The organism is Neobacillus sp. D3-1R, assembly GCF_052180215.1.
In the GTDB taxonomy this organism is placed as follows: Bacteria; Bacillota; Bacilli; order Bacillales; family Cytobacillaceae; genus Pseudoneobacillus.
On sequence record NZ_CP197471.1, the window covers coordinates 246,409 to 267,118 of the forward strand.

The 20,710-nt window shown below is 38.4% G+C and carries 21 protein-coding genes; 20 read left to right on the forward strand and 1 reads right to left on the reverse strand.

Going from position 1 to position 20,710, the window contains the following annotated elements; translation table 11 throughout:
• Positions 1 to 3: 3 nt before the first annotated feature.
• The 20 genes from ACSBPO_RS01175 (at position 4) to ACSBPO_RS01270 (ending at position 19,853) form a co-directional block, all read left to right on the forward strand.
• Positions 4 to 1,056 carry an ATP-binding protein gene (locus tag ACSBPO_RS01175; protein ID WP_442597964.1) on the forward strand — a complete coding sequence of 351 codons (1,053 nt, stop codon included), beginning with the start codon at positions 4 to 6 and terminating at the stop codon, positions 1,054 to 1,056.
• 172 nt (positions 1,057 to 1,228) lie between these two features.
• A complete protein-coding gene (locus ACSBPO_RS01180; RefSeq protein WP_442597966.1) occupies positions 1,229 to 2,683 on the forward strand; it encodes an alanine/glycine:cation symporter family protein in 1,455 nt (484 codons plus the stop codon).
• A gap of 346 nt (positions 2,684 to 3,029) precedes the next feature.
• Complete coding sequence (locus ACSBPO_RS01185) at positions 3,030 to 4,112, forward strand: hypothetical protein (protein WP_442600281.1); 1,083 nt, start codon at positions 3,030 to 3,032, stop codon at positions 4,110 to 4,112.
• On the forward strand, positions 4,099 to 6,279 hold the full coding sequence (locus ACSBPO_RS01190) for a molybdopterin oxidoreductase family protein (RefSeq protein ID WP_442597968.1): 2,181 nt from the start codon (positions 4,099 to 4,101) through the stop codon (positions 6,277 to 6,279). The genes ACSBPO_RS01185 and ACSBPO_RS01190 overlap by 14 nt, the downstream gene beginning before the upstream one ends.
• Positions 6,280 to 6,843 carry a 4Fe-4S dicluster domain-containing protein gene (locus ACSBPO_RS01195; protein WP_442597970.1) on the forward strand — a complete coding sequence of 188 codons (564 nt, stop codon included), beginning with the start codon at positions 6,280 to 6,282 and terminating at the stop codon, positions 6,841 to 6,843.
• Between the two features lie 140 nt (positions 6,844 to 6,983).
• The gene (locus ACSBPO_RS01200) at positions 6,984 to 7,508 is read left to right on the forward strand and encodes a Rieske 2Fe-2S domain-containing protein (RefSeq protein ID WP_442597972.1); all 525 of its coding nucleotides are present in this window, start codon (positions 6,984 to 6,986) and stop codon (positions 7,506 to 7,508) included.
• Positions 7,498 to 7,698 carry a hypothetical protein gene (locus ACSBPO_RS01205; RefSeq protein WP_442597974.1) on the forward strand — a complete coding sequence of 67 codons (201 nt, stop codon included), beginning with the start codon at positions 7,498 to 7,500 and terminating at the stop codon, positions 7,696 to 7,698. The genes ACSBPO_RS01200 and ACSBPO_RS01205 overlap by 11 nt, the downstream gene beginning before the upstream one ends.
• Positions 7,695 to 8,009: a hypothetical protein gene (locus ACSBPO_RS01210; RefSeq protein ID WP_442597976.1), complete on the forward strand. Its 315-nt coding sequence runs from the start codon at positions 7,695 to 7,697 to the stop codon at positions 8,007 to 8,009. The genes ACSBPO_RS01205 and ACSBPO_RS01210 overlap by 4 nt, the downstream gene beginning before the upstream one ends.
• Entirely contained in the window at positions 7,996 to 8,262 is a 267-nt protein-coding gene (locus tag ACSBPO_RS01215; protein ID WP_442597978.1) for a hypothetical protein, read from the forward strand. The genes ACSBPO_RS01210 and ACSBPO_RS01215 overlap by 14 nt, the downstream gene beginning before the upstream one ends.
• Positions 8,263 to 8,286: 24 nt before the next feature.
• On the forward strand, positions 8,287 to 8,919 hold the full coding sequence (locus ACSBPO_RS01220) for a sensor histidine kinase (protein ID WP_442597980.1): 633 nt from the start codon (positions 8,287 to 8,289) through the stop codon (positions 8,917 to 8,919).
• Positions 8,920 to 8,944: 25 nt separating this feature from the next.
• Positions 8,945 to 9,601, forward strand: a complete 657-nt coding sequence (locus ACSBPO_RS01225; RefSeq protein WP_442597982.1) for a response regulator — start codon at positions 8,945 to 8,947, stop codon at positions 9,599 to 9,601.
• Positions 9,602 to 9,616: 15 nt separating this feature from the next.
• The gene (locus tag ACSBPO_RS01230; protein ID WP_442597984.1) at positions 9,617 to 10,069 is read left to right on the forward strand and encodes a GAF domain-containing protein; all 453 of its coding nucleotides are present in this window, start codon (positions 9,617 to 9,619) and stop codon (positions 10,067 to 10,069) included.
• A gap of 51 nt (positions 10,070 to 10,120) precedes the next feature.
• A complete protein-coding gene (locus tag ACSBPO_RS01235; RefSeq protein WP_442597986.1) occupies positions 10,121 to 11,206 on the forward strand; it encodes a PAS domain-containing sensor histidine kinase in 1,086 nt (361 codons plus the stop codon).
• A gap of 390 nt (positions 11,207 to 11,596) precedes the next feature.
• A complete protein-coding gene (locus tag ACSBPO_RS01240) occupies positions 11,597 to 12,607 on the forward strand; it encodes an ABC transporter ATP-binding protein (RefSeq protein ID WP_442600282.1) in 1,011 nt (336 codons plus the stop codon).
• Positions 12,600 to 13,388: an ABC transporter permease gene (locus ACSBPO_RS01245; RefSeq protein ID WP_442597988.1), complete on the forward strand. Its 789-nt coding sequence runs from the start codon at positions 12,600 to 12,602 to the stop codon at positions 13,386 to 13,388. Before ACSBPO_RS01240 ends, ACSBPO_RS01245 begins: the two co-directional genes overlap by 8 nt.
• A gap of 66 nt (positions 13,389 to 13,454) precedes the next feature.
• A complete protein-coding gene (locus ACSBPO_RS01250) occupies positions 13,455 to 14,192 on the forward strand; it encodes an ABC transporter permease (RefSeq protein ID WP_442600283.1) in 738 nt (245 codons plus the stop codon).
• A gap of 261 nt (positions 14,193 to 14,453) precedes the next feature.
• Complete coding sequence (locus ACSBPO_RS01255) at positions 14,454 to 16,400, forward strand: WG repeat-containing protein (RefSeq protein WP_442597990.1); 1,947 nt, start codon at positions 14,454 to 14,456, stop codon at positions 16,398 to 16,400.
• Positions 16,401 to 16,577: 177 nt separating this feature from the next.
• Positions 16,578 to 17,852, forward strand: coding sequence for a kynureninase (gene kynU / locus ACSBPO_RS01260; RefSeq protein WP_442597992.1), 1,275 nt, complete (start codon positions 16,578 to 16,580; stop codon positions 17,850 to 17,852).
• Positions 17,853 to 17,869: 17 nt separating this feature from the next.
• On the forward strand, positions 17,870 to 18,490 hold the full coding sequence (kynB, locus tag ACSBPO_RS01265; RefSeq protein WP_442597994.1) for an arylformamidase: 621 nt from the start codon (positions 17,870 to 17,872) through the stop codon (positions 18,488 to 18,490).
• A 121-nt stretch (positions 18,491 to 18,611) separates the two neighbouring features.
• Positions 18,612 to 19,853, forward strand: a complete 1,242-nt coding sequence (locus ACSBPO_RS01270) for a DEAD/DEAH box helicase (protein WP_442597996.1) — start codon at positions 18,612 to 18,614, stop codon at positions 19,851 to 19,853.
• Between the two features lie 63 nt (positions 19,854 to 19,916).
• Here the strand turns inward: ACSBPO_RS01270 and ACSBPO_RS01275 are convergent, their stop codons facing one another.
• On the reverse strand, positions 19,917 to 20,552 hold the full coding sequence (locus ACSBPO_RS01275; RefSeq protein ID WP_442597998.1) for an FMN-dependent NADH-azoreductase: 636 nt from the start codon (positions 20,550 to 20,552) through the stop codon (positions 19,917 to 19,919).
• Between the last annotated feature and the right edge of the window lie 158 nt (positions 20,553 to 20,710).

Consider the following 20,710-nt stretch of genomic DNA (forward strand, 5'->3'; position numbering starts at 1 on the left):
AAAATGAAAGGGGATGATGTTTTGCATATTCCTATAGAAAGTCGAGTGGAAGACTTTATCTTGCAAGAAGAAATACTTAATAGACTTCAAGATGGAATATTTTGTTTAGATGATCAATGGAACTTTTTATTTTTAAATCATGAGGCAGAATTATTATTAGCCCGTTCAAAGATTGAATTAAAAGGAAAAAATGCAAGAATAGAATTCCCAGATTGTGAAAGGTTTTTACAACATTATGAACAGGCGATGCTGCAACAAACGGTTATGGAGTTTACTGAATACTATACTCCTCTTCAAAAGTGGTTTACAGTTCGTGCATATCCTTCCCTATCAAACTTAATCGTACAATTTCATGATATTACTCAAACGAAGAAGAAGACTGAAGAAATCATTAATCAATCTGAAAAATTATCAGCCATAGGTCAGCTTGCAGCTGGTATCGCACATGAAATTCGTAATCCATTAACCTCATTAAAAGGTTTTTTACATCTCATTGAGGTAGATAATAGTCCTAAATCTGAATATTTTCGAATCATGCATTCGGAATTTGAACGAATCGAACAAATATTAAATGAACTCCTATTAGTTGCCAAACCACAGGAGGTTCAATATGAAAAGTTTATTATTCAGGATATCTTACGAGAAGTGATAACATTACTCGAATCCCAAGCAACTTTAAAAAATATTAGAATTTCCATGGATCTTGCAAAAAATCAGCTTTCTGTTTGGGGAGTTAAAAATCAAATTAAGCAGGTTTTCATTAATCTTATTAAAAATGGAATGGATGCAATGGAAGAGAGTGGAGTTATTCATACTTCTATTCATCAGGATAATCAAGATGTGGTAATTGAAATTTCAGACCAGGGATCTGGAATTCCGAAAGAAAAGTTATCGCAGCTGGGACAACCTTTTTATTCTACAAAAGAAAAAGGGACAGGCTTGGGGTTGATGGTGACCTATCAAATTGTTGAAAATCATCAAGGTGTTATAATCGTAAAGAGTGAATTGAATGTAGGTACTACTTTCATCATTCGTTTACCACAATATAAAATGTAAAAAACCAGGTCCATTAATAGTGGATCTGGTTTTTTATTAAATTATTATTCTATGCAGCTTAGATTACTAGTATGTAATAACTATTTTTTCTCAAGTGATTGTCTTGTACTAATAAATAATTTATAATTCTAAATGTGTAGAATATTCAGAAATATAAAAAGGAGGAGTTTGTTTGGAGAGTTTTATTAGTTCTTTAAACGGCATTTTATGGAGTACACCAGTCATTTATATTTTATTGGGCGTAGGGTTAGTTTTTTCTATCATGACACGTTTTCTTCAAGTTCGGCTCATTAAAGACATGGTAAAGTTAATGTTCCAAGGAAAAAGTTCAAAAGCGGGGGTTTCTTCTTTTCAGGCCTTAGCCATAGCTCTTTCAGGCCGCGTTGGAACTGGTAACATTGCTGGAACAGCTACTGCGATTGCAATGGGTGGTCCAGGTGCTGTTTTTTGGATGTGGGCAATTGCTTTTATCGGGGCTAGCAGTGCCTTTATTGAATCTACACTTGCTCAAATTTATAAAGTAAAACAAGATGGTCAATATCGCGGTGGTCCTGCTTATTATATTGAAAAGGGAATCGGGATTAAATGGTTTGCAGTCCTTTTTGCCGTATCAGCTCTTTTAGCAATGAGTGTATTAATGCCTGGTATTCAGTCCAACTCGATTGCTGCAGGGTTAAAAAATGCCTTTGGAATTAGTCCGTATGTAACAGGTGCTGGAATTATTCTATTATTGGGATTAATCATTTTTGGTGGGGTAAAACGAATTGCAAACGTGGCACAATATGTTGTTCCATTTATGGCTTTAGGTTATATTTTGGTTTCACTCATTATTGTGGTCATGAATATTGGTGAACTACCAGGCGTATTCGCTTTAATCTTTAAAAGTGCGTTTGCTCTAGATTCTGCTTTCGGTGGGATTGTGGGGATGGCTATTTCTTGGGGGGTAAAACGTGGTATTTACTCGAATGAGGCTGGTCAAGGAACAGGACCACATGCTGCTGCAGCTGCGGAAGTTTCACATCCTGCAAAGCAAGGACTTGTTCAAGCAGCTTCTGTTTATATCGATACATTATTAGTTTGTTCGGCTACTGCATTTATGATTTTATTTACTGGTATGTATAATACAGCAAATCCAGATGGAGGCTTTATTAAAGAAGGTTTAGCTGGTGTAGAAGCCGGACCTGCATTTACACAGGCAGCTGTTGATACTGTTCTTCCTGGTTTTGGTTCTGGATTCGTAGCGGTATCCCTATTCTTCTTCGCGTTTACAACAATTATGGCCTACTATTACATGGCTGAAACCAATATTGCGTACCTATTACGTGGAAAAGATAATAAAGTGGCTATGGCACTTTTGAAGGTTGTCATTATGGCAGCTACCTTCTACGGTGCTGTTAAGACAGCTGGCTTGGCTTGGGCACTTGGTGATGTCGGATTAGGTATCATGGTTTGGATCAACATGATCGCCATTGTCATCCTTGCCAAACCGGCACTGGCTGCTTTAAAGGATTACGAACAGCAAAAACGTCAAGGACTTGACCCTGTGTTTAACTCCAAGAAACTAGGCATCAAAAATGCAGAATATTGGGAAACAGAATACAAAGTCGACGAAGAACAAGCTTCCTAAAATAACACAGCAAAACACCTCTCGTGAAGGTGGGGAAACCCATCCAAAGAGAGGTGTTTTTTAACGCTTTAAAGTGCCGGGGGTCAGACCCCCGGCACTTTAAAGTGTTAAAGAGATTATCAATTAATCTGAGTTTGTAACAATTTAGACAATATTAGACTCATAATTTTCAAGCTTGAAAGTGAGGCTATAAACCGCGCCGTGACTGCCTTCAATCAACTTTAGGAAAATCCCTAGGGGAATTTCCCTGAAAGGATGGGGGATTTCCCCGATATAGAAAACACTAACGGACTCTTACACTAAGAGTAACAAACCGTTAGTGTTATTTTTTTGAGGAGGATTTATGATGCAGGCCAAAACTTCTACAACGAATCAAACAGGTCATTCGATTAATAATGCGTTTGCTTCCCATTTTGCGAAGTCAATGTTTTTAAGTGTCCTTGGACTTGTGGTATTAAGCTTTATCGGTACACGCATGTTTACGCATGTCGATTTAAACCTTTATGGATATATGGTCGGAACAATTGTTTTCATCGGTGGCTTCTTCTACCGATTTATTGCCTGGGGAGAAAGACCACCAACTAAGATATTTATAAAAAAAGGCTTAAAGCTTCTTTTTAGAAAAAGTACTCCGCAAACGACTACTGAACATTTGGTAACCTACAGATTTATTTGGAATCGGGGAATTTACCGATGGACTCAGCATCTTCTGATCGGTTGGGGATGTATCCTTTCAGCATTTGTTACATTTCCATTAGTATTCAGTTGGATGTACTTCACAATGGATGACAACGGAATGTACAACATCATTTTCATGGGAGTTAATCTCATGACCGTTCCTGCAGAAGGCATCATCGCTCAATTGTCTTACAACGCATTGAACATTACAGCGGTAATGGTGATCACTGGTGTAACAATGGTGTTATACCGTCGTTTGAAAAATATGCAAGCTCGTGCGGAGCAAACCTTTATGTACGATTTTCTTCCGTTATACATGCTGTTATTAGTAAGTATTACTGGATTAGCGTTAACGTTTATGAATATCTTCTTACATGGGGCTGGTCAGCCAATTATGTCTTTAATCCACCAATGGTCCGTGATTATTACATTAATCTATTTGCCATTTGGAAAGCTTGCCCACATTCCGTTTAGACCGATGAGTGTCATGGCAAGAAACTACCGTGAGCATTATACAGAGCAAGCACCGAAAGCTTGTAAGGTATGTGGAGATCACTTTGTTTCGGTAGAACAAACTAATGATGTTATGAACGTACTTCATACAAATGATATTGAATTCGCGATGAAAGAAGGCTTCCATCTTGCAGAGCTTTGCTTGCCATGTCGTCGTAAATACAGAATTGCAAGATTCGCAGGATTCCCTACACATCAAGTGAAGGTTAAGGAGGCAAACCAGAATGCAAGAGGTTAAAGTCAGAGATAAATTTTTCAAAGAAGTTCAAAATGTCATTCATCCAGGCGAAAAATTAATAAAAACACATTGCAGCTATTGTGGGATGCAGTGCGGGATGAACCTACGCGTAGATACCGGAACAAACAAGATCATCGGGGTAGAACCACGATATGATTGGCCTGTAACACACGGAAAAATGTGTCCTAAAGGGGTTACAGCTTACCAACAAACAAACCACCAAGATCGTATATTAAGACCACTTATTCGTGATAATGCCGCTCTTAAAGGAACAACAGAGGGTTTTCGTGAAGCGAGCTGGGAAGAGGCATATGAATTAGTGGCAAGAAAAATCAAAGAACTACAAGAACAGTATGGAAAAGATAGCTTTAGTGTATTCAGCGGCGTATCGATGACCAATGAAAAATGTTATTTAACAGGAAAGTTCGCCCGCGTTGGACTCCAGACACGCTACATTGATTATAACGGACGTTTCTGTATGTCCAGTGCAGCTGGAGGATTCCTACGAAGCTTTGGTGTCGACCGAGGTTCCACATTACCTTGGACAGATATTCATGAAACAGACTGTTTATTTATTGCAGGAAGTAACACAGCTGAGTGTCATCCAACTTCAATGTTCCGCGTATGGGCCGTTCAAGAACGCGGAGGTTACTTAATTGTAGCTGACCCCCGTGAAACGCCAATTGCAAGAAGAGCGGATCTGCACTTAGATTTAAGACCAGGAACAGACTTAGCTCTTGCAAACGGAATTTTAAATCTATTAATTCAAAATGGTTATGCAGATGAAGATTTTATCAATAACCATACAAATGGTTTTGAAGAAACGAAAGAATTAGTTAAGGAGTTTACTCCTGAATATACAAGTCAAATTACTGGAGTTGCACCTGAAAAAATTATTCGTGCAGCAGAAATCTACGGTAAAGCTCCAAATGCTGTGGTCATGTTTGCCCGCGGAATCGAACAGCAAATTAAAGGTGTAGATAATGTATCGGCTTACACAAATATGGCATTAGTAACAGGTAAAATTGGCCGTCCTAAAGCTGGGGTAGCAACTTTCACAGGTCAAGGTAATGGTCAGGGAGGCCGTGAGCATGGTCAAAAATCAGACCTACTTCCAGGATATCGTAAGATTACCAATCCAGAGCATGTAAAAGAAGTTTGTGAGGTTTGGGGAATTACACCAGGTGAAATGCCAAAGGCTGGGGTTTCAGCCTATGAAATGTTTGAATTAATGGAACAAAAAGAGATTAAAGGATTATACCTATTATGCTCTAACCCAGCGGTTTCAGCTCCAAATCAAAACTTTGTCCGTAAAGCGTTAAAAGGACTAGATTTCATGGTGTGCTCTGACTTTTACCTATCAGAATCAGCTGAATTTGCCGATGTCATTCTTCCATCCGTAACATGGTCTGAAGATGAAGGAACAGTTACGAATATTGAAGGTCGTATTATAAAAATTAATAAAGCGCAAGAGCCACTAGGTGAATCTAAACCAGATTGGCAGATTCAAGCGGAACTAGCTGAGTATTTAGGTAGAGGTCAATACTTCTCTCACTTAAAAACAGCTAGTGATGTGGCAGACGAATTCCGCCTGGCATCTAAAGGTGGATACGCCGATTACTACGGTGCAACTTGGGATAAGATCGACAAGCAAGACGGTGTTTTCTGGCCATGTAAGGATGAAAATGATAAAGGAACACCGCATATGTTCTTAGATAAGAAGTTCTATCATCCAGATGGAAAAGCAAAAATTTGTGCATTACCATACCGTCCACCAGCAGAAGAGCCTTGTGAGGAATACCCACTTCGCTTAACAACAGGACGCGTCGTTTATCACTATTTATCTGGTAACCAAACCCGCCGTATTAAGTTCTTACGTGACATGTGCCCAGAGCCATTTGTCGAGGTTCATCCGGAAACAGCAGCTAAATATAATATCGAGCATGAAGAAGTGGTTCGTTTGTTTACCCGTCGTGGGGAAGCGGACTATAAAGTGAAAATTACGGAAGCGATTCGAAAAGACACCGTGTTTGTTCCGTATCATTTTGGTCATGAGCAATCTATTAATCTATTAACGAATGCCGCACTTGATCCGATTTCAAGAATGCCAGAGTTCAAGGCATGTGCAGCACAGATCGAAAAACTAGAAATGAAGAAGGTGCAATAAATGAAGAATCGGTTATATATTGAACTGGACAATTGTATAGGATGCCGATCATGTTTGGCTGCTTGTACACAATGTGGAGGTCATGAACAACGTAATCGAAACTACGTTTATGACGTAAATCCACTAGTGAACAGACAAACGATGCCGTTAATGTGCCTTCACTGTGTGAACCCTGCCTGTGCCCGAAGCTGTCCAGCACAAGCAATCCAAATCCATGAAACTGGTGCTGTTTTATCAGCGTTAGTAGAGAAATGTATCGGATGTCAAAACTGTACAATTGCTTGTCCTTACGGTATTCCTAAGTTTGATACAGAACAAAACTTAATGTATAAATGTGACCTATGTATTGATCGTACGAAAGATGGTATTCCGCCAATGTGTGCGAGTGTATGTCCAACGAACACTCTTCAATGGCTAACAGAAGAAGAAATCGAGGCTAAGAAAGCGGCTTACGATATGGCGAATGGCGGTAAATGGGTAACTAGCAGTCCATTTTTAGAAAATGAAACGAATGTACGTGTAAACTTACCTGGTATTATCCAAGGTATTACAAAGTTGTTCTAGATCCAGTTTCAGGCGCCATCGGCTCGAGGTCAAAAGCCAATCCGGCAAGAAGGTTAAAGAACAACCTTCATGCCGGCTCGTCTTTTGCTTGTCGCCTAAAGCTGAGCGCCTTACACATTTCAATTAAGGGAGGGATTTTCATGACGGATAAAAATAACCGAATCCCGTTTGATGAGGATAATTATACGCATAATATAAATCGTAATAATGAAAGAATGCTGGATCGTCGTGGTTTTATGAAAACATTAGTAGGAGCAGCAGGAGTTTTTGCTGTATCCTCCCTTCCATGGGGTGCAGTGGCAGCTAAAGAATTATTAGGTTTAAAAAATAAAGAATACCCGCATCAAAAAATTGCGGATTTAGATGCTGTTGGAATTGGTGAGTCAGTGGAGTTTGCTTTTCCAGGTGAACATGATAGTGCGTTATTGATTCGCCTTGGTGAAAATAAGTTTGTGGCTTACCAAAATGCCTGTACTCATTTAAGATGCCCGGTGTTTTGGGTAAAAGAGAAGAACGAAATGATTTGTCCATGTCATCACGGAAAATTTGATGTGGAAACCGGTGCACCAACCGCTGGACCGCCAAGACGTCCATTACCGGAAATCGAAGTAGAAGTAACAGACGGAACTATTTTTGCAGTAAGGGTGAAGCGTTATGAAGCGTAATTATATCAGTGTATTCATTTTAGCAGGAATCTTACTGCTCAATATCATTTTCACTCAAAAAATGGTTCACCAATACTTTTATGAAAATTATGTAAATACCTTAATTTTTGTAGGCTTGAATATCATTCTTTTTCCAGTTGCTTGGTTTGTTTATAAACGTGACCGTAAAAAGGGTGGCGAACGTGCATGAACAGTGAAACCTATTTAGATTTTTGTTTTGTACGTGAAGAAAGCGGCCATTTTGGTGCTGAAATTGAAGGTTTGCTGAAAAAAGTTTTTCAAGGGATAAGAGTGAATTGGTATTTGGAAGAAAAAAAGGCTGAAGGTGCGGATATTGTCGTGGCAGAGGTGAAGGGAATGAGCCCGTGGAAGACTGAAGCTGAAACCCTTCATTATTTAGAGGAAAATGCCGGTGAAACATTTTGGCAATATCTCCAAGGTTTTCAAATGTATATTTACCCGAATAATCCGAGAGGGTGTGGAAGTTGTGGAACTCATTAAGGATTTAGAAGGGTTTGTAGCGGAAAAAGTAGAAGTAGCTATTCATGATGCGGAAAGCGAAACTCAACCTCCTTGGGTCGAGAAAAAAATAAAAAAGCTTGAACTATGTCCTGATCAGACTCATCTTCGAATCTATTTTGATACCTATTATTTCTTTGCTGTACCACTAACAAGTTCTTTCAGCCAAAGTGAACGTGATTGGTCTGCTTATGATACGGAAAGCGGACTCTATTATTTAATACGGAAAATATAAAAATAAAGGGAAAGGAGGATTCAGATGGGACGAGAAAATATCAGTTCATACATTATTCAATCACAAGAAGAGGAAATTAAGCGAATTGCTTTAGAGTTGCATGAAGGTGTAGGTCAATCGCTTTATAGTGTCTTTAATGGTTTGCAGTTTATTGAAGCTGGTTTGGAACAGCCGCATTTAAAAAATTATTTAAAAGAAATGTCCCATATCATGGAGAAAACGATCCAAGAAATTCGGATTTTATCCGTCGAATTACATCCTCCTACCCTGATGACATTAGGTCTGCTTCAAGCGTTGAAAAGCTATGCAAAACTTTATACCTCTACCTTTGGAATAGAAGTCGTGATTGGATCTGAAGGTCAAGAGCAATTTATCTCGGAAAGCAGCAGTATAACTATTTTTCGAGTATGCCAAGAAGCGTTATCCAATATTGCGAAATATGCAGATACTTCAAATGCTTATATTTCCTTTCAATGGTCAAAAGAATCTTTACACATGGTGATAAAAGATGATGGGAAAGGCTTTGATTTAGGAGCAAAAAGGTCCTATGGACTTGAGGCCATGAAAGAACGCATGTTTCTCACTGGCGGTGAATGTGTGATATCCTCTAAAATAGGAGAAGGTACATCTATCGAAATTTCTCTTCCGTTAAGTTAAAAAAGGGAACAAAGGGGAGTTAACTTTGATCAAAATTCTGCTCGTTGATGATCATGCGGTTGTTCGAATGGGATTAAAAATGTTATTGAACACTCATCCAGATATGGAAGTAGTGGGCGAAGCATCTGAAGGAAATGAAGGAATTCAAAAAGCAACTGAGCTAAGGCCGAACGTAGTGGTGATGGATTTAAGCATGCCCCATGGGAAGGATGGATTATCGGCAACATTAGATTTGAAAAAGCAAATGCCGGAAATCAATATCCTTATTTTAACAATGCACGATGATGAAGAGTATCTTTTTAGAGCGATTCAAGCTGGTGCATCAGGATGTATTTTAAAGAGTGCTCCTCATGATGAACTATTAAAGGCCATCAAAGGGGTGGCAGAAGGGGATGCTTACCTCCATCCATCCGCCACGAAAAGACTGATGGAAGAGTATTTAGGAAGTATCAAAAACGGTAATGCACCTGATAGCTTCCACCTTTTATCTGACCGTGAAAAAGAAGTGTTAACCTTCATTGCAAAAGGTTTTTCCAACAAAGAGATTGCGGAACAATTAGTGATTAGTGTAAAGACTGTAGAGACCCATAAAGGTAACCTCATGGAAAAGCTACAAATGAAAACGAGACCTGAGCTGGTGGAATTTGCTTTGAAAAAGGGGTTATTAGGTTATGGATTATAAAGGATATGGTGCTCTATGGAAGAAATAAAAGAATGTACGATTGCTGTCCAATTTTGTACGGACCTCTTAAAACATGTCCAAGTGGATTTTGTAGGTGTAGCGATTCAAAATGAGGTTGGGCCCGATGTTAGATGGCATTGTGCTGTAGGGAATTTAAATGATAAATATAAAAGAATAACAGTTCGTTACGGTAAAGGTAATGCAGGAAGAGTGATTTCCACTGGCAGCCCTGTGATGATCACTAATTTTCCTGAGAATATCTTAGGGAAATCAACGGACTATCCAATTATGCTTGCGGAAAAGTTGGTGTCTTCTTATGCAGTACCCTTATTTTTTAATGGTCTCCCAAAAGGAGTTTTATTGGTAGGAAATCGGTTTGAGCATACCTTTTCTAAAGACGAACAGCTTTTTATTAAAAAGTCAGCTTCTACCTTAGAAGAAGCCATCAAGAGCCACATTCGTTTATGAAAAATCTTTTTTTGGAAAACATTTTTCCAAGAAAATGAAAGGGGGCTACTTATGAACCAGGATACAAGCAGTGAAGTTGACCCAAATCGTTCGCCTAACTCTAACTCGTATGACCGAGTGGTAGAAGAACTCGAAAAATCAATTCAGGAATTGAAGGATTTTAAGTTTGCCTTAGACGAATCCTCGATTGTGGCGATTACAGATGAAAAGGGTAAGATTAAATACATCAATGATCAGTTCTGTCAGATTTCCAAATACACAAGGGAAGAACTATTAGGTCAAGACCATCGAGTCATCAATTCAGGTTATCATTCGAAAGAGTTTTTTCGGGATATGTGGAGGACTATCGGGAATGGTCATGTATGGAAAGCGGAAATTCGTAATCGGGCAAAGGATGGGAGTTTTTATTGGGTAGACACGACGATTGTTCCTTTTTTAAAGGAAAACGGTAAACCGTATCAATACTTGTCCATTCGTTATGAAATTACCGAAAGAAAACGGGTCGAAGCTGAGTTGCAAAAAATGATGACGCGAATTATTGATGTGCAAGAAGATGAACGAAAACGTCTATCACGAAACCTGCACGACGGAATTGGCCAAAATTTATATAGCCATCTCATTACGATTCACCGTTTGAAATCAGAAATGGACCATCCACTAATTGATCAAATGTTGGATGAGGCTCAGGAATTAATTGAAGAGGTTCGTGATATTTCTTGGGAGCTGCGTCCGTCCGTTTTGGATGACCTCGGTTTGATTCCAGCCATACGTTCATTCTTAAACCGCTTTTCAGAGCATTATAAAATAGATGTCTTTTTTGATTGTGTGTTAAGCAAAAGACTTCATTACAATATCGAAACGACGATTTATCGGGTGATTCAGGAATCGTTAACCAATGTACGTAAATATGCGGATGTAGAAGAAGCAGCCGTTACAGTTCGTGAAATGGGAGATGTCATTCGAGTGATGATTGAAGACCTTGGTAAAGGTTTTACAATAGAAGAACATTCTCGAGGAGTCGGACTCTTTAGTATGGAAGAACGTGCACGGGCAGTCGGAGGAACATTACAAATCTCCTCGCAACCAGAAAAAGGAACCAAAATCATATTAGAAGTGCCATCCAAGCAAGAAAGCTAACTTTTAGCTTTCTTGCTTTTTTATGTTGAAAGAAAAGACAGTTTAACACTTTAAAGCATTGGGGGTCAGACCCCCGACGCTTCACCGCGGTGCTGTACCGGGGGTCTGACCCCCAGCTCAGTAAAGGGATAAAGCAAGCGTTTGCATAAAGTGATTTACATTTTCTTCTTATGAAGGTATAATTTGAGAGTAATCAGTGAAGGAGGCAGAGAAGGATGTATAACTTTCATTTAGTAAGAATCCAATTGAATACAGAACCTCAGGCCTGCCTATCATTTGTGTCGTAATATACTTTAGATTTAATCTTCGACCACAGATTCTTCAGCAGTCTGTGGTCTTTTTGTGCCTAAAAAACGAATATACGTTCTACGAATAAGAGGAGTTGTGATGATGATAACAGTTGAAGGTTTGAAAAAAGAATACCAATTAGTCAAACGTGACCCGGGTTTAAAAGGGGCAATAAAATCTCTTTTTTACCGGAAATATGAAACGAAAAGGGCGGTAAAAGGAATCAATTTTACAATCAGTAAAGGTGAGACAGTAGGCTACATAGGAGCAAATGGTGCAGGGAAATCCACCACTATTAAAATGCTCACAGGGATACTAACTCCAACAGATGGGAAAGTAACCGTTAATGGTCTTATCCCATATGAAAATCGACAAAAGAATGCGAAGAACATTGGTGCTGTTTTTGGACAGAGAACACAGCTTTTTTGGGATATTCCAGTTCGTGAATCTTTTAATCTATTAAAGCATATTTACGAGATTCCTGAAGACCAGTACCAAGAAACGCTAAAAATGTTTACGGAGGTCCTAAACTTAGAACCATTATTAGGTGTGCCTGTTCGTCAGCTTTCATTAGGTCAAAAAATGCGTTGTGAACTTGCCGCTGCGTTTTTGCATCGACCAAAGGTTGTGTACCTAGATGAACCTACAATTGGGTTGGATGTGGCAGTAAAAGTGAAAATCAGAAAGTTTATAAAAGAAATGAATCAACGTTGGGGCACGACGGTCCTCCTTACGACACATGATATGCAAGATATAGAAGAAATTTGTGAGCGCATCATTATTATCGATGACGGCCAAATCCTATATGATGGTGATTTACAAGCAATTAAGGTTCAATTTGGCCAAAAAAGAGTGATTCATTTTGAGTTATTAAATGACACCGCCTTTGAATTACCAGCGAATTTAATTGGAAAAGTAGATGTTCTAAAGAATGAAGAAGATGGTAACAAAGTAAGTCTTTCCTTTGACCATCAACAAACTTCAAGCTCTTATGTGATCTCAGAAATGATGAGTTGCTACGAAATCCAGGATCTTTCTATTGCGGAACCAAAAATTGAAACGATTGTCGAGCAGCTATATAACAAAGGGGAACAGGGGGTAGCTCATGAATAAGTATTGGCAAATTGCGAAAGCAAGAATGCAGGAAAACACTGCATACTCGGCCTGGTTTTGGGCAGGTACGTTTTCAAGTATTATACGGCTGCTAATTATTTATTTCTTTTGGCAAGCCGTTTATGAAAATCAATCGACACTGGATAATATCGATTTACCTACCATGCTGACCTATATTGTGATTGCGATGTTATTGCAGGGATATATAGGCGGGGTTGGTGGCGGACTTGCGGAAGATATCAAAAATGGCAATGTGGCCATCGAATTAATGAGGCCTTACGATTTAATTTATAAAATGTTTGCCATTGATGTTGGCTCAAAAATCATGTACGTGTTTCAAGGAACATTACCACTGTTAATCGTTGCTTATTTCTTTTTGAAATTATCCTTCCCTACCTCTATTGAGACGATCTTATTGTTTATTTTGAGTGCTGGATTAGGCATATGGATTGGAACCTTCTTTGATTTTTTAGTCGGAATTCTTGCCTTTTGGACGGTAAACATTTGGGGGGTACGTGTGTTAAAGGAATCATTGGTTACCTTTTTTTCAGGCGCTCTTGTGCCCATCACGTTATTCCCTGATTGGCTAAAAACGATAACGGAATTCCTGCCATTTCAAGCGATGATTTATGCCCCTGTTTCGATTTATTCTGGTTTATTAACAGGTACAGATGCTTATATTGCCATTGGGATTCAATTCTTTTGGTTTATTTTCTTATACGTGTTAGTAAGGGTTATTTGGTCACAAGCGATTAAACAGGTTACCATTTTTGGAGGATAGGAGGGTTGAACCGTGCAGAAATATAGTAAGTTATATTGGGAGTTTGCTAAAAATCATTTAAAAGTAATGATGGAGTACCGGATTGACTTTTTGATTGGAGTCATTTCGGTCATGCTTGAGCAATTTGCTTCCATCTTTTTTGTAAAAGTAGTCTTTGATCACATCGAACAAATCAATGGTTGGAATTTTTACGAAATCCTATTTATCTATGGGATTGCTGCAACAGGGCGTTCTATCCACCAAATTTTCTTCGATAATTTGTGGACATTAGGGTGGCAGTATATTCGTCCAGGAAAGCTTGACCGTCTATTAATACGTCCCATTAATCCATTATTTCATGTGGTAGCTGACCGGCTCCATCAAGACGGCTTTGGGCAATTAATAATCGGACTTATCATATTAGGAACATCAATTCCGCATTTAGATATTACCTGGGGTTTGATTCCAGTCTTAATCTTAATTGTGTTGATCATATCTTCAGGATTAATTTTTATAGCTATTAATTTATTTTTTGCAACCTTTTCATTTTGGATGATTGATAGTTTGCCAATCGTATGGGCCGTATTTAACTTAAGTGATTTTGCTAGATATCCTTTGACGATCTATCATAAAGGAATTCGGATGTTTTTAACATGGATTATCCCTTACGGTTTCACTGCCTTTTATCCAGCAGCGTATTTTATTGACCAAGATGCGTATAAGTGGTTTGTATTATGGACTCCATTAGTGGCTGTTACCTGTATGGTATTAGCTTATGCCTTTTGGAAAAGAGGACTTAAAGCCTTTTCATCTACAGGAAGTTAATAGATAATCAAAAAAAGCCGTTGATCCTTTTGGCCACGTGGGATTTAAACAATTAATCACTTACATCGAGCAAATAAGACATTAACGCATTAACGCGCCGAGGGTCAGACCCCCGGCGCGTTAATGCGTTAAACTGTAGGATCCATTCCATCCCACCCCACATTACTTTCCTGTATCACTTTAAAGATATGGGACTGCCTCCATTTTAAGTGTGTGACCATATGATAGGTATAAATGAGTTGTGTTGGGGGTTATGAACGGATGAATCAGTTTTATCAGGATTTACAGAGGTGTTTACCACTAGGAGCACAGATTTTATGGGATGATTGGCGACAACGTCCAAGTGTTTATATGGAAGATATGGATGGAGATGGACAGGAGGAAATGGTTGTATCCTTTCGGTATGAAACAGAAGGATATTTAACCATCTTCAAACATGATTATTCCAATTGGTACCCTGTATGGACGACCCGAGCAACAAATCATACCGACCGAGTAAAAGGAATAGATTTATATCCAGCTTCTGTAAGGGAAGTAGGCGAAAAAAAGTGGGGCTATATTAATCATAAGGGTAAATTCGTTTCACCAGTAAGATATGAAGATGTACAGGATTTTCAATCGAACGGTTTGGCTGCAGTAAAGTTAAATGGTAAATACGGATTAATCAATCAATATGGTCAATTTATTGTTACTCCAAGGTACAATTATATAAATCCATTCTCAGAAGGTAGAGCAGTAGTTCAAAACGATAAAGGATTTAAGATCATGAATGCACGGGGAAAAGAATTAACAAATAAATCTTATAGCTTTATAGCCAATTTTAAAAACAATAGAGCAATGTTTGCTGGTACAAACGAAGAAGGTGCCTATTTATATGGCTACTTAAACAGGCAGGGAAAAGAAGTCATTCCATTACAGTATGAATATGCCACTGATTTTAATGAAGGTAAGGCTGTCGTAAAGCTTTCGGATGGGACATTTCAATTAATCAACCAAAATGGAAAGATTATTCAAAGCTTTCCATATGCTCTTGTGGGTGAATTTAGCGAAGGTCTTATGTCTTTCCAGGAGAAAAGCGATAGTAAATTTGGATATATAAATGAAGAAGGAAAAGTAATGATCGAACCTTCCTATACGGGGGCACAGCCGTTCCAAAGTAGAAGGGCAGTTGTCAATATGGGAGAGGACTTTCGTTTTCAATATGGGCTCATTAATCGTTTAGGGAGTTTTGTGATTGAGCCCAAATATAATAATATTTTAATGCTAGGGGAAGAGCGTATCGCAGTTGGAAAAGCGATCGATGAAAAAAGGCCATTTATTGGCTCTATCTATGCGATTGCGGATATTAATGGAAACTTCTTAACAGAGTTTAAATTTACGGATGTTCACCCTTATCGGAATGGGTTTGCATCCGTGACTGATTTAACTAGTACGTATTTCATTAATAAAAGCGGAAAGGTAGCAAAACAGTACCCTGTTGTGAAAGGCAGCGGAGAATTATCGTTTGAAGGGGAATTGATAAAAGGAATGATTGACTTGCGGCTGCGTTACTATGATTTAAAAGGTTTACTGGTATGGTCGCAAAATCAAATCATTTCATTGAGTCAATCTTATCGAGTTATTGAGAAAAAATACAAACCAAATAAGGACTACTTAGTGTATTATCCTGAAATTCAGGGGATGCGTTTTGAAGGATTACAAAATAAGGTAAACAAAAAGTTAGAAAAGCTTTCGGGTGTAGGGGCGATAGAACCTAATAACCCATTGGACTATAGTTATACAGGGGATTTCAACATATTTTTTTATAAAAACCGCCTCGTAGTTTTAGAATTGAATGGTTACAAGTATCCATTTGGGGCTGCCCATGGAATGCCTAGTAAAATTTATGCGCATGTAGATTTAGAAAGTGGTGTCTTTTACAAATTAAAAGACTTGTTTAAGAAGGATAGCGACTACGTAGGAGTACTTAGCAAAATAGTGGGCGAACAAATAAAGAATGACCCGCAATACTCTTATGTATTCCCAGGAAGCTATAAAGGAATTTCTGAGAAACAACCATTCTATGTAGATCAAACAAATGTATACCTCTATTTTCAACCATATGAAATTGCTCCATATGCCGCTGGATTCCCAACCTTTAAAATTCCTTTTGCAGAAATAGAAACCATTCTAAATAAAAGTGGGGCCTTCTGGAATTCATTCCACTAAAAATAATTGTAATATCAAAACAATCTACTTTAACGCATTAACGCGCCGGGGGTCAGACCCCCGGCACGTTAATGCGTTAAAAGACAAAGTGGGTTTTTACATTTTTAAGAAGGTAATATTCACGGTTAAAAAGAATATAAACAATAAGGAAGTTGTTTATTAAGGGAGGCAAGAAAATTGAAGCCAAATTCTATAGCATATGCTGAACACTTGGACCAACAAGATCCATTTCATTCTTATAAAGAAGAATTCTATTTACCTAAAAACAGTTTGTACCTGGACGGAAATTCACTTGGTTTAATGAGTAAGCGTGCAGAAACCACATTAACAGTATTGGCTAATTCATGGAAAGAGCTTGGAATTGATGGGTGGATGGATGGCCAATATTCTTGGTTCACTTTATCTGAAAAGCTTGGAGAAATGTGTGCTCCTTTAGTAGGAGCAAAAGCAAATGAAGTCATGATTACGGCTAGTACAACAACCAATCTTCATCAATTAGTAGCAACCTTTTACAAGCCGGAGGGTAAACGTACAAAGATTCTTGCTGATGAATTAAATTTCCCATCCGATATCTATGCATTACAAAGCCAATTAAAACTTAAAGGTCTCGATCCTAAGGACCATCTCATTCAAGTGAAAAGTCGAGATGGGCGCATGATCGAAGAGCAGGATATCATCGACGCGATGACAGACGAAGTGGCTTTAGTCATCCTTCCAACTGTTCTTTATCGCAGCGGTCAATTATTAGATATTGAAAAACTAACGTCCGAAGCGCATAAGAGAGGCATTCTTATTGGATTTGACGGTTGTCATTCAGTAGGAGCCATTCCGCATCATTTCCACCAATGGGATGTTGATTTTGCCTATTGGTGTACTTATAAGTATTTAAACAGCGGCCCTGGAGGGGTTGGGGCAATGTATGTAAATGAAAAGCATTTTGGTAAAATTCCTGGACTAGCAGGCTGGTTTGGTTCTAATAAAGAAAAGCAATTTGATATGGAACATACCTTTGTCCCAGCAGATAACGCCGGTGCGTATCAAATTGGAACCCCGCATGTATTAAGCACGGCACCTCTAATCGGATCATTAGAAATGTTTGCTGATGCTTCTATTCAAGCTATCCGAGAAAAATCACTAAAAATTACTCATTATTTAATGGAGCTTATTGAATTAGAACTAAGCGAATACGGCTTTCAAATCGGAAATCCAACAGATGATAACCGCCGTGGTGGCCATGTTGCGCTCGAACATCCAGAAGCTGCACGAATCTGTAAATCTCTTAAGGAAAACGGGGTAATCCCAGATTATCGAAATCCCAATATTATTCGTTTAGCTCCAGTAGCTTTCTACACCACCTATGTGGATGTATGGATGGCCGTTCAAATTTTAAAGAAAATCATGCAAGAAAAACTTTATGAGAAATTTGAAAATAAACGCGAAGTTATTGCCTAGAAAGGTAGAGATAAGAAATGAAGCTTATTGATATTTCGAGAAAACTTGGTCAGAATGTTCCGACCTGGCCAGGTGATACGCCCTTTTCATTTCGTTTAGCTTGGACAAAGGCGGGCAGTGGTTCTGTAAATGTGGGTAGACTTGAAATGAGTATCCATACGGGGACTCATGTAGATGCACCATTTCATTTTGATGACGAAGGAAAACGAATTTATGATCTAGATTTAAATTTATACATGGGAAAAGCCCTTGTTGTTGATATGAAAAACAAAGATAGTATTGGAACAAGTGACTTTGAATCTATTGATTTACAAGGTGTAGAGAGAGTACTTATACGTACGAATGCATGGGTAAATTCGAATGTATTTCCAGAGACGATACCCTATCTTCGCCCAGATCTTGCTTCATTCCTAGGTGAACAAGGAGTTCGTTTAATTGGTGTCGATTTACCATCCGTTGACCCGTTAGACAGTAAAGAGTTGGCAGCACATCATCATCTCCATGAAAATGGTATTCATATTTTAGAAGGAATTGACTTGGAAAAAGTAGAGCCAGGATTGTATGAATTAATCGCTTTACCATTACCATTGGAAGAAGCGGACGGCAGTCCTGTTAGGGCAGTATTAAGAACACTATAATAGGATTGTCTAAAAACGCAACTAGACATTCATGCACCGATAAGCTAGTATCATAACCGATACTAGTTTTTTCTATTTTCGGTAAATACTAATATAAAATGCATATATAAAGGAGATACCCATGTCTGACAATTTATTTTCATTAAAGCCTTTTATTCATAAGGTTTGGGAAAAATCAGCATTTGAAACCCCGACGACCATTCAATCGCAGGCAATTCCACTTATTAAAGAAGGAAAAGATGTGATTGCCGAATCACCTACTGGAACAGGTAAAACATTGGCTTATTTACTTCCTGTTTTAGATAAAATTGAATCGGAAAACCAAGGGATTCAGGCAGTAATCTTAGCTTCTTCCCAAGAGTTGGTTATGCAAATTTTAGAACAGGTGCAAAAGTGGTCTGAAGGCAGTGGGATTAGATCGGCATCCTTTATCGGGGGAGCCAATGTGGCAAGACAGCTTGAAAAAATAAAGAAGCGTCCGCAACTAATCGTTGGAACACCGGGAAGAATGCTCGAACTCATTAAACAAAAAAAGTTAAAAATGCATGAAGTAAAGACGGTTGTATTGGATGAAGGAGATCAGCTTCTTGTTCCAGAACATATTGATACCATTAAGCAAATTGTAAAATCAACCTTAAGCGACCAACGCCAGGTTGTCCTTTTTTCCGCAACCTTAACAGACCGAGCCATCCAAATCGCGAAGGACCTAACCCAAAATCCAGAAATGATTCAAGTGAAAAAGGATGAGACGATTAAAGCCGGAAATGTTGAACACATCTACTTTGTATGTGAAAACCGTGAAAAGCCAATGTTATTAGAAAAAATCGGTCGTTTAGAAGGTGTTCGTGGGCTTGCGTTTATCAATGATATTAGTGAAATCACTTACACAGCTGGGAAATTAGAGTTTAAAGAAATACCAGTTGGTGTGCTTCATAGTGATTTAAAGAAGGATGAACGAAAAACAGCACTAAAGAATCTTCGCACAGGGAAAATAAAGCTGTTAATTGCTTCTGATGTAGCAGCGAGAGGATTAGACATCCAAGATGTGACTCATGTAGTCCATGTTGATTTTGCCAAGGATATGACTCAATATATTCATCGTTCTGGCAGAACAGGACGCTTTGGAGCAGATGGGGTAGTGATCTCTCTAGTTAATGAACGAGAAGAGCGAGAACTGAAGCAGTATAGTCAGGAATTGAAAATTGATATTCATAAAAAGGTATTCTTTAGTGGTAAAATTGTGGACCCATTGGAAAGAGAAGCAGCTAGACCGAAAGCGAAAGAATCTTTTAAAGGAAAGAAAGCGACAAATCAAAAATTTAAATCAAAGCCCACACAACCAAAACCAAGAGCAAAAAAATAACACGGGACTCATTCCCGTGTTATTTTTTATAGGGCAAGATAGTAAACGGACACTTTCGCTTTTCTAGAATGTATGTGCCAAATCCTTTGCACGAGCGATAGCATTTTCTTTAATTTCTTGTGCTTTTTCAGGGAATGCATTATGCCCTTCAACAAATAGTCCTTCTGTAGAAGGAATTCCAAAGAAGCTCATCATAATACTTATATAACGATGTCCCATTTCCATTTCAGCTGCAGGACCTTCGGAATAAATTCCACCACGAGCTTGGATATGAAGAGCTTTTTTGCCGGTTAGTAAGCCGATTGGCCCTTCAGCTGTATATTTAAAAGTCTTTCCTGCTACTGCAACAGAATCAAGGTAAGCTTTCATTACTGGAGGGAATGAGAAGTTCCATAAAGGTGTCACGAAAACGTATTTATCTGCAGCGATGAACTGATCGCTTAGTTCATTAAGTCTTCCAACCTTTGTTTTCTCATCTTCAGATAGCTGGTCAAAGCTTTGACCTGAACGAAGCTTTCCCCAGCCACTAAATACATCCACATCAATTTGTGGAATGTTTTCAGAATATAGGTCGAGATGAACCACTTCATCATTTGGATTTTTTTCTTTATACGTATCAATAAAAGCCTTTGCAACTGCCATACTATAGGATTGAGTTTCATCATGAGGATGTGCAGTAATATATAGAACTTGTGCCATTTGTATCACCTTTCTTTTTTTAAAATATAAAGGACATTATAGTTTGATTCTAAACAGAAAAATTATTAAAACCATTGAATTAAAGTATTTTTAATTCAAGATAAATATATAGAATCATTTCTATTAAGTCAAAAGAAAGGTTCTAGCTATTAAAAAGA

Coding starts and splice junctions, on each gene's coding strand:
- ACSBPO_RS01275 (WP_442597998.1), bottom strand. CDS start 20,552: ATGGCACAAGTTCTATATATTACTGCACATCCTCATGATGAAACTCAA.
- ACSBPO_RS01190 (WP_442597968.1), top strand. CDS start 4,099: ATGCAAGAGGTTAAAGTCAGAGATAAATTTTTCAAAGAAGTTCAAAAT.
- ACSBPO_RS01205 (WP_442597974.1), top strand. CDS start 7,498: ATGAAGCGTAATTATATCAGTGTATTCATTTTAGCAGGAATCTTACTG.
- ACSBPO_RS01175 (WP_442597964.1), top strand. CDS start 4: ATGAAAGGGGATGATGTTTTGCATATTCCTATAGAAAGTCGAGTGGAA.
- ACSBPO_RS01240 (WP_442600282.1), top strand. CDS start 11,597: ATGATAACAGTTGAAGGTTTGAAAAAAGAATACCAATTAGTCAAACGT.
- ACSBPO_RS01255 (WP_442597990.1), top strand. CDS start 14,454: ATGAATCAGTTTTATCAGGATTTACAGAGGTGTTTACCACTAGGAGCA.
- ACSBPO_RS01235 (WP_442597986.1), top strand. CDS start 10,121: ATGAACCAGGATACAAGCAGTGAAGTTGACCCAAATCGTTCGCCTAAC.
- ACSBPO_RS01210 (WP_442597976.1), top strand. CDS start 7,695: ATGAACAGTGAAACCTATTTAGATTTTTGTTTTGTACGTGAAGAAAGC.
- ACSBPO_RS01230 (WP_442597984.1), top strand. CDS start 9,617: ATGGAAGAAATAAAAGAATGTACGATTGCTGTCCAATTTTGTACGGAC.
- kynB (WP_442597994.1), top strand. CDS start 17,870: ATGAAGCTTATTGATATTTCGAGAAAACTTGGTCAGAATGTTCCGACC.
- ACSBPO_RS01250 (WP_442600283.1), top strand. CDS start 13,455: ATGATGGAGTACCGGATTGACTTTTTGATTGGAGTCATTTCGGTCATG.
- ACSBPO_RS01245 (WP_442597988.1), top strand. CDS start 12,600: ATGAATAAGTATTGGCAAATTGCGAAAGCAAGAATGCAGGAAAACACT.
- ACSBPO_RS01220 (WP_442597980.1), top strand. CDS start 8,287: ATGGGACGAGAAAATATCAGTTCATACATTATTCAATCACAAGAAGAG.
- ACSBPO_RS01200 (WP_442597972.1), top strand. CDS start 6,984: ATGACGGATAAAAATAACCGAATCCCGTTTGATGAGGATAATTATACG.
- ACSBPO_RS01185 (WP_442600281.1), top strand. CDS start 3,030: ATGCAGGCCAAAACTTCTACAACGAATCAAACAGGTCATTCGATTAAT.
- ACSBPO_RS01270 (WP_442597996.1), top strand. CDS start 18,612: ATGTCTGACAATTTATTTTCATTAAAGCCTTTTATTCATAAGGTTTGG.
- ACSBPO_RS01195 (WP_442597970.1), top strand. CDS start 6,280: ATGAAGAATCGGTTATATATTGAACTGGACAATTGTATAGGATGCCGA.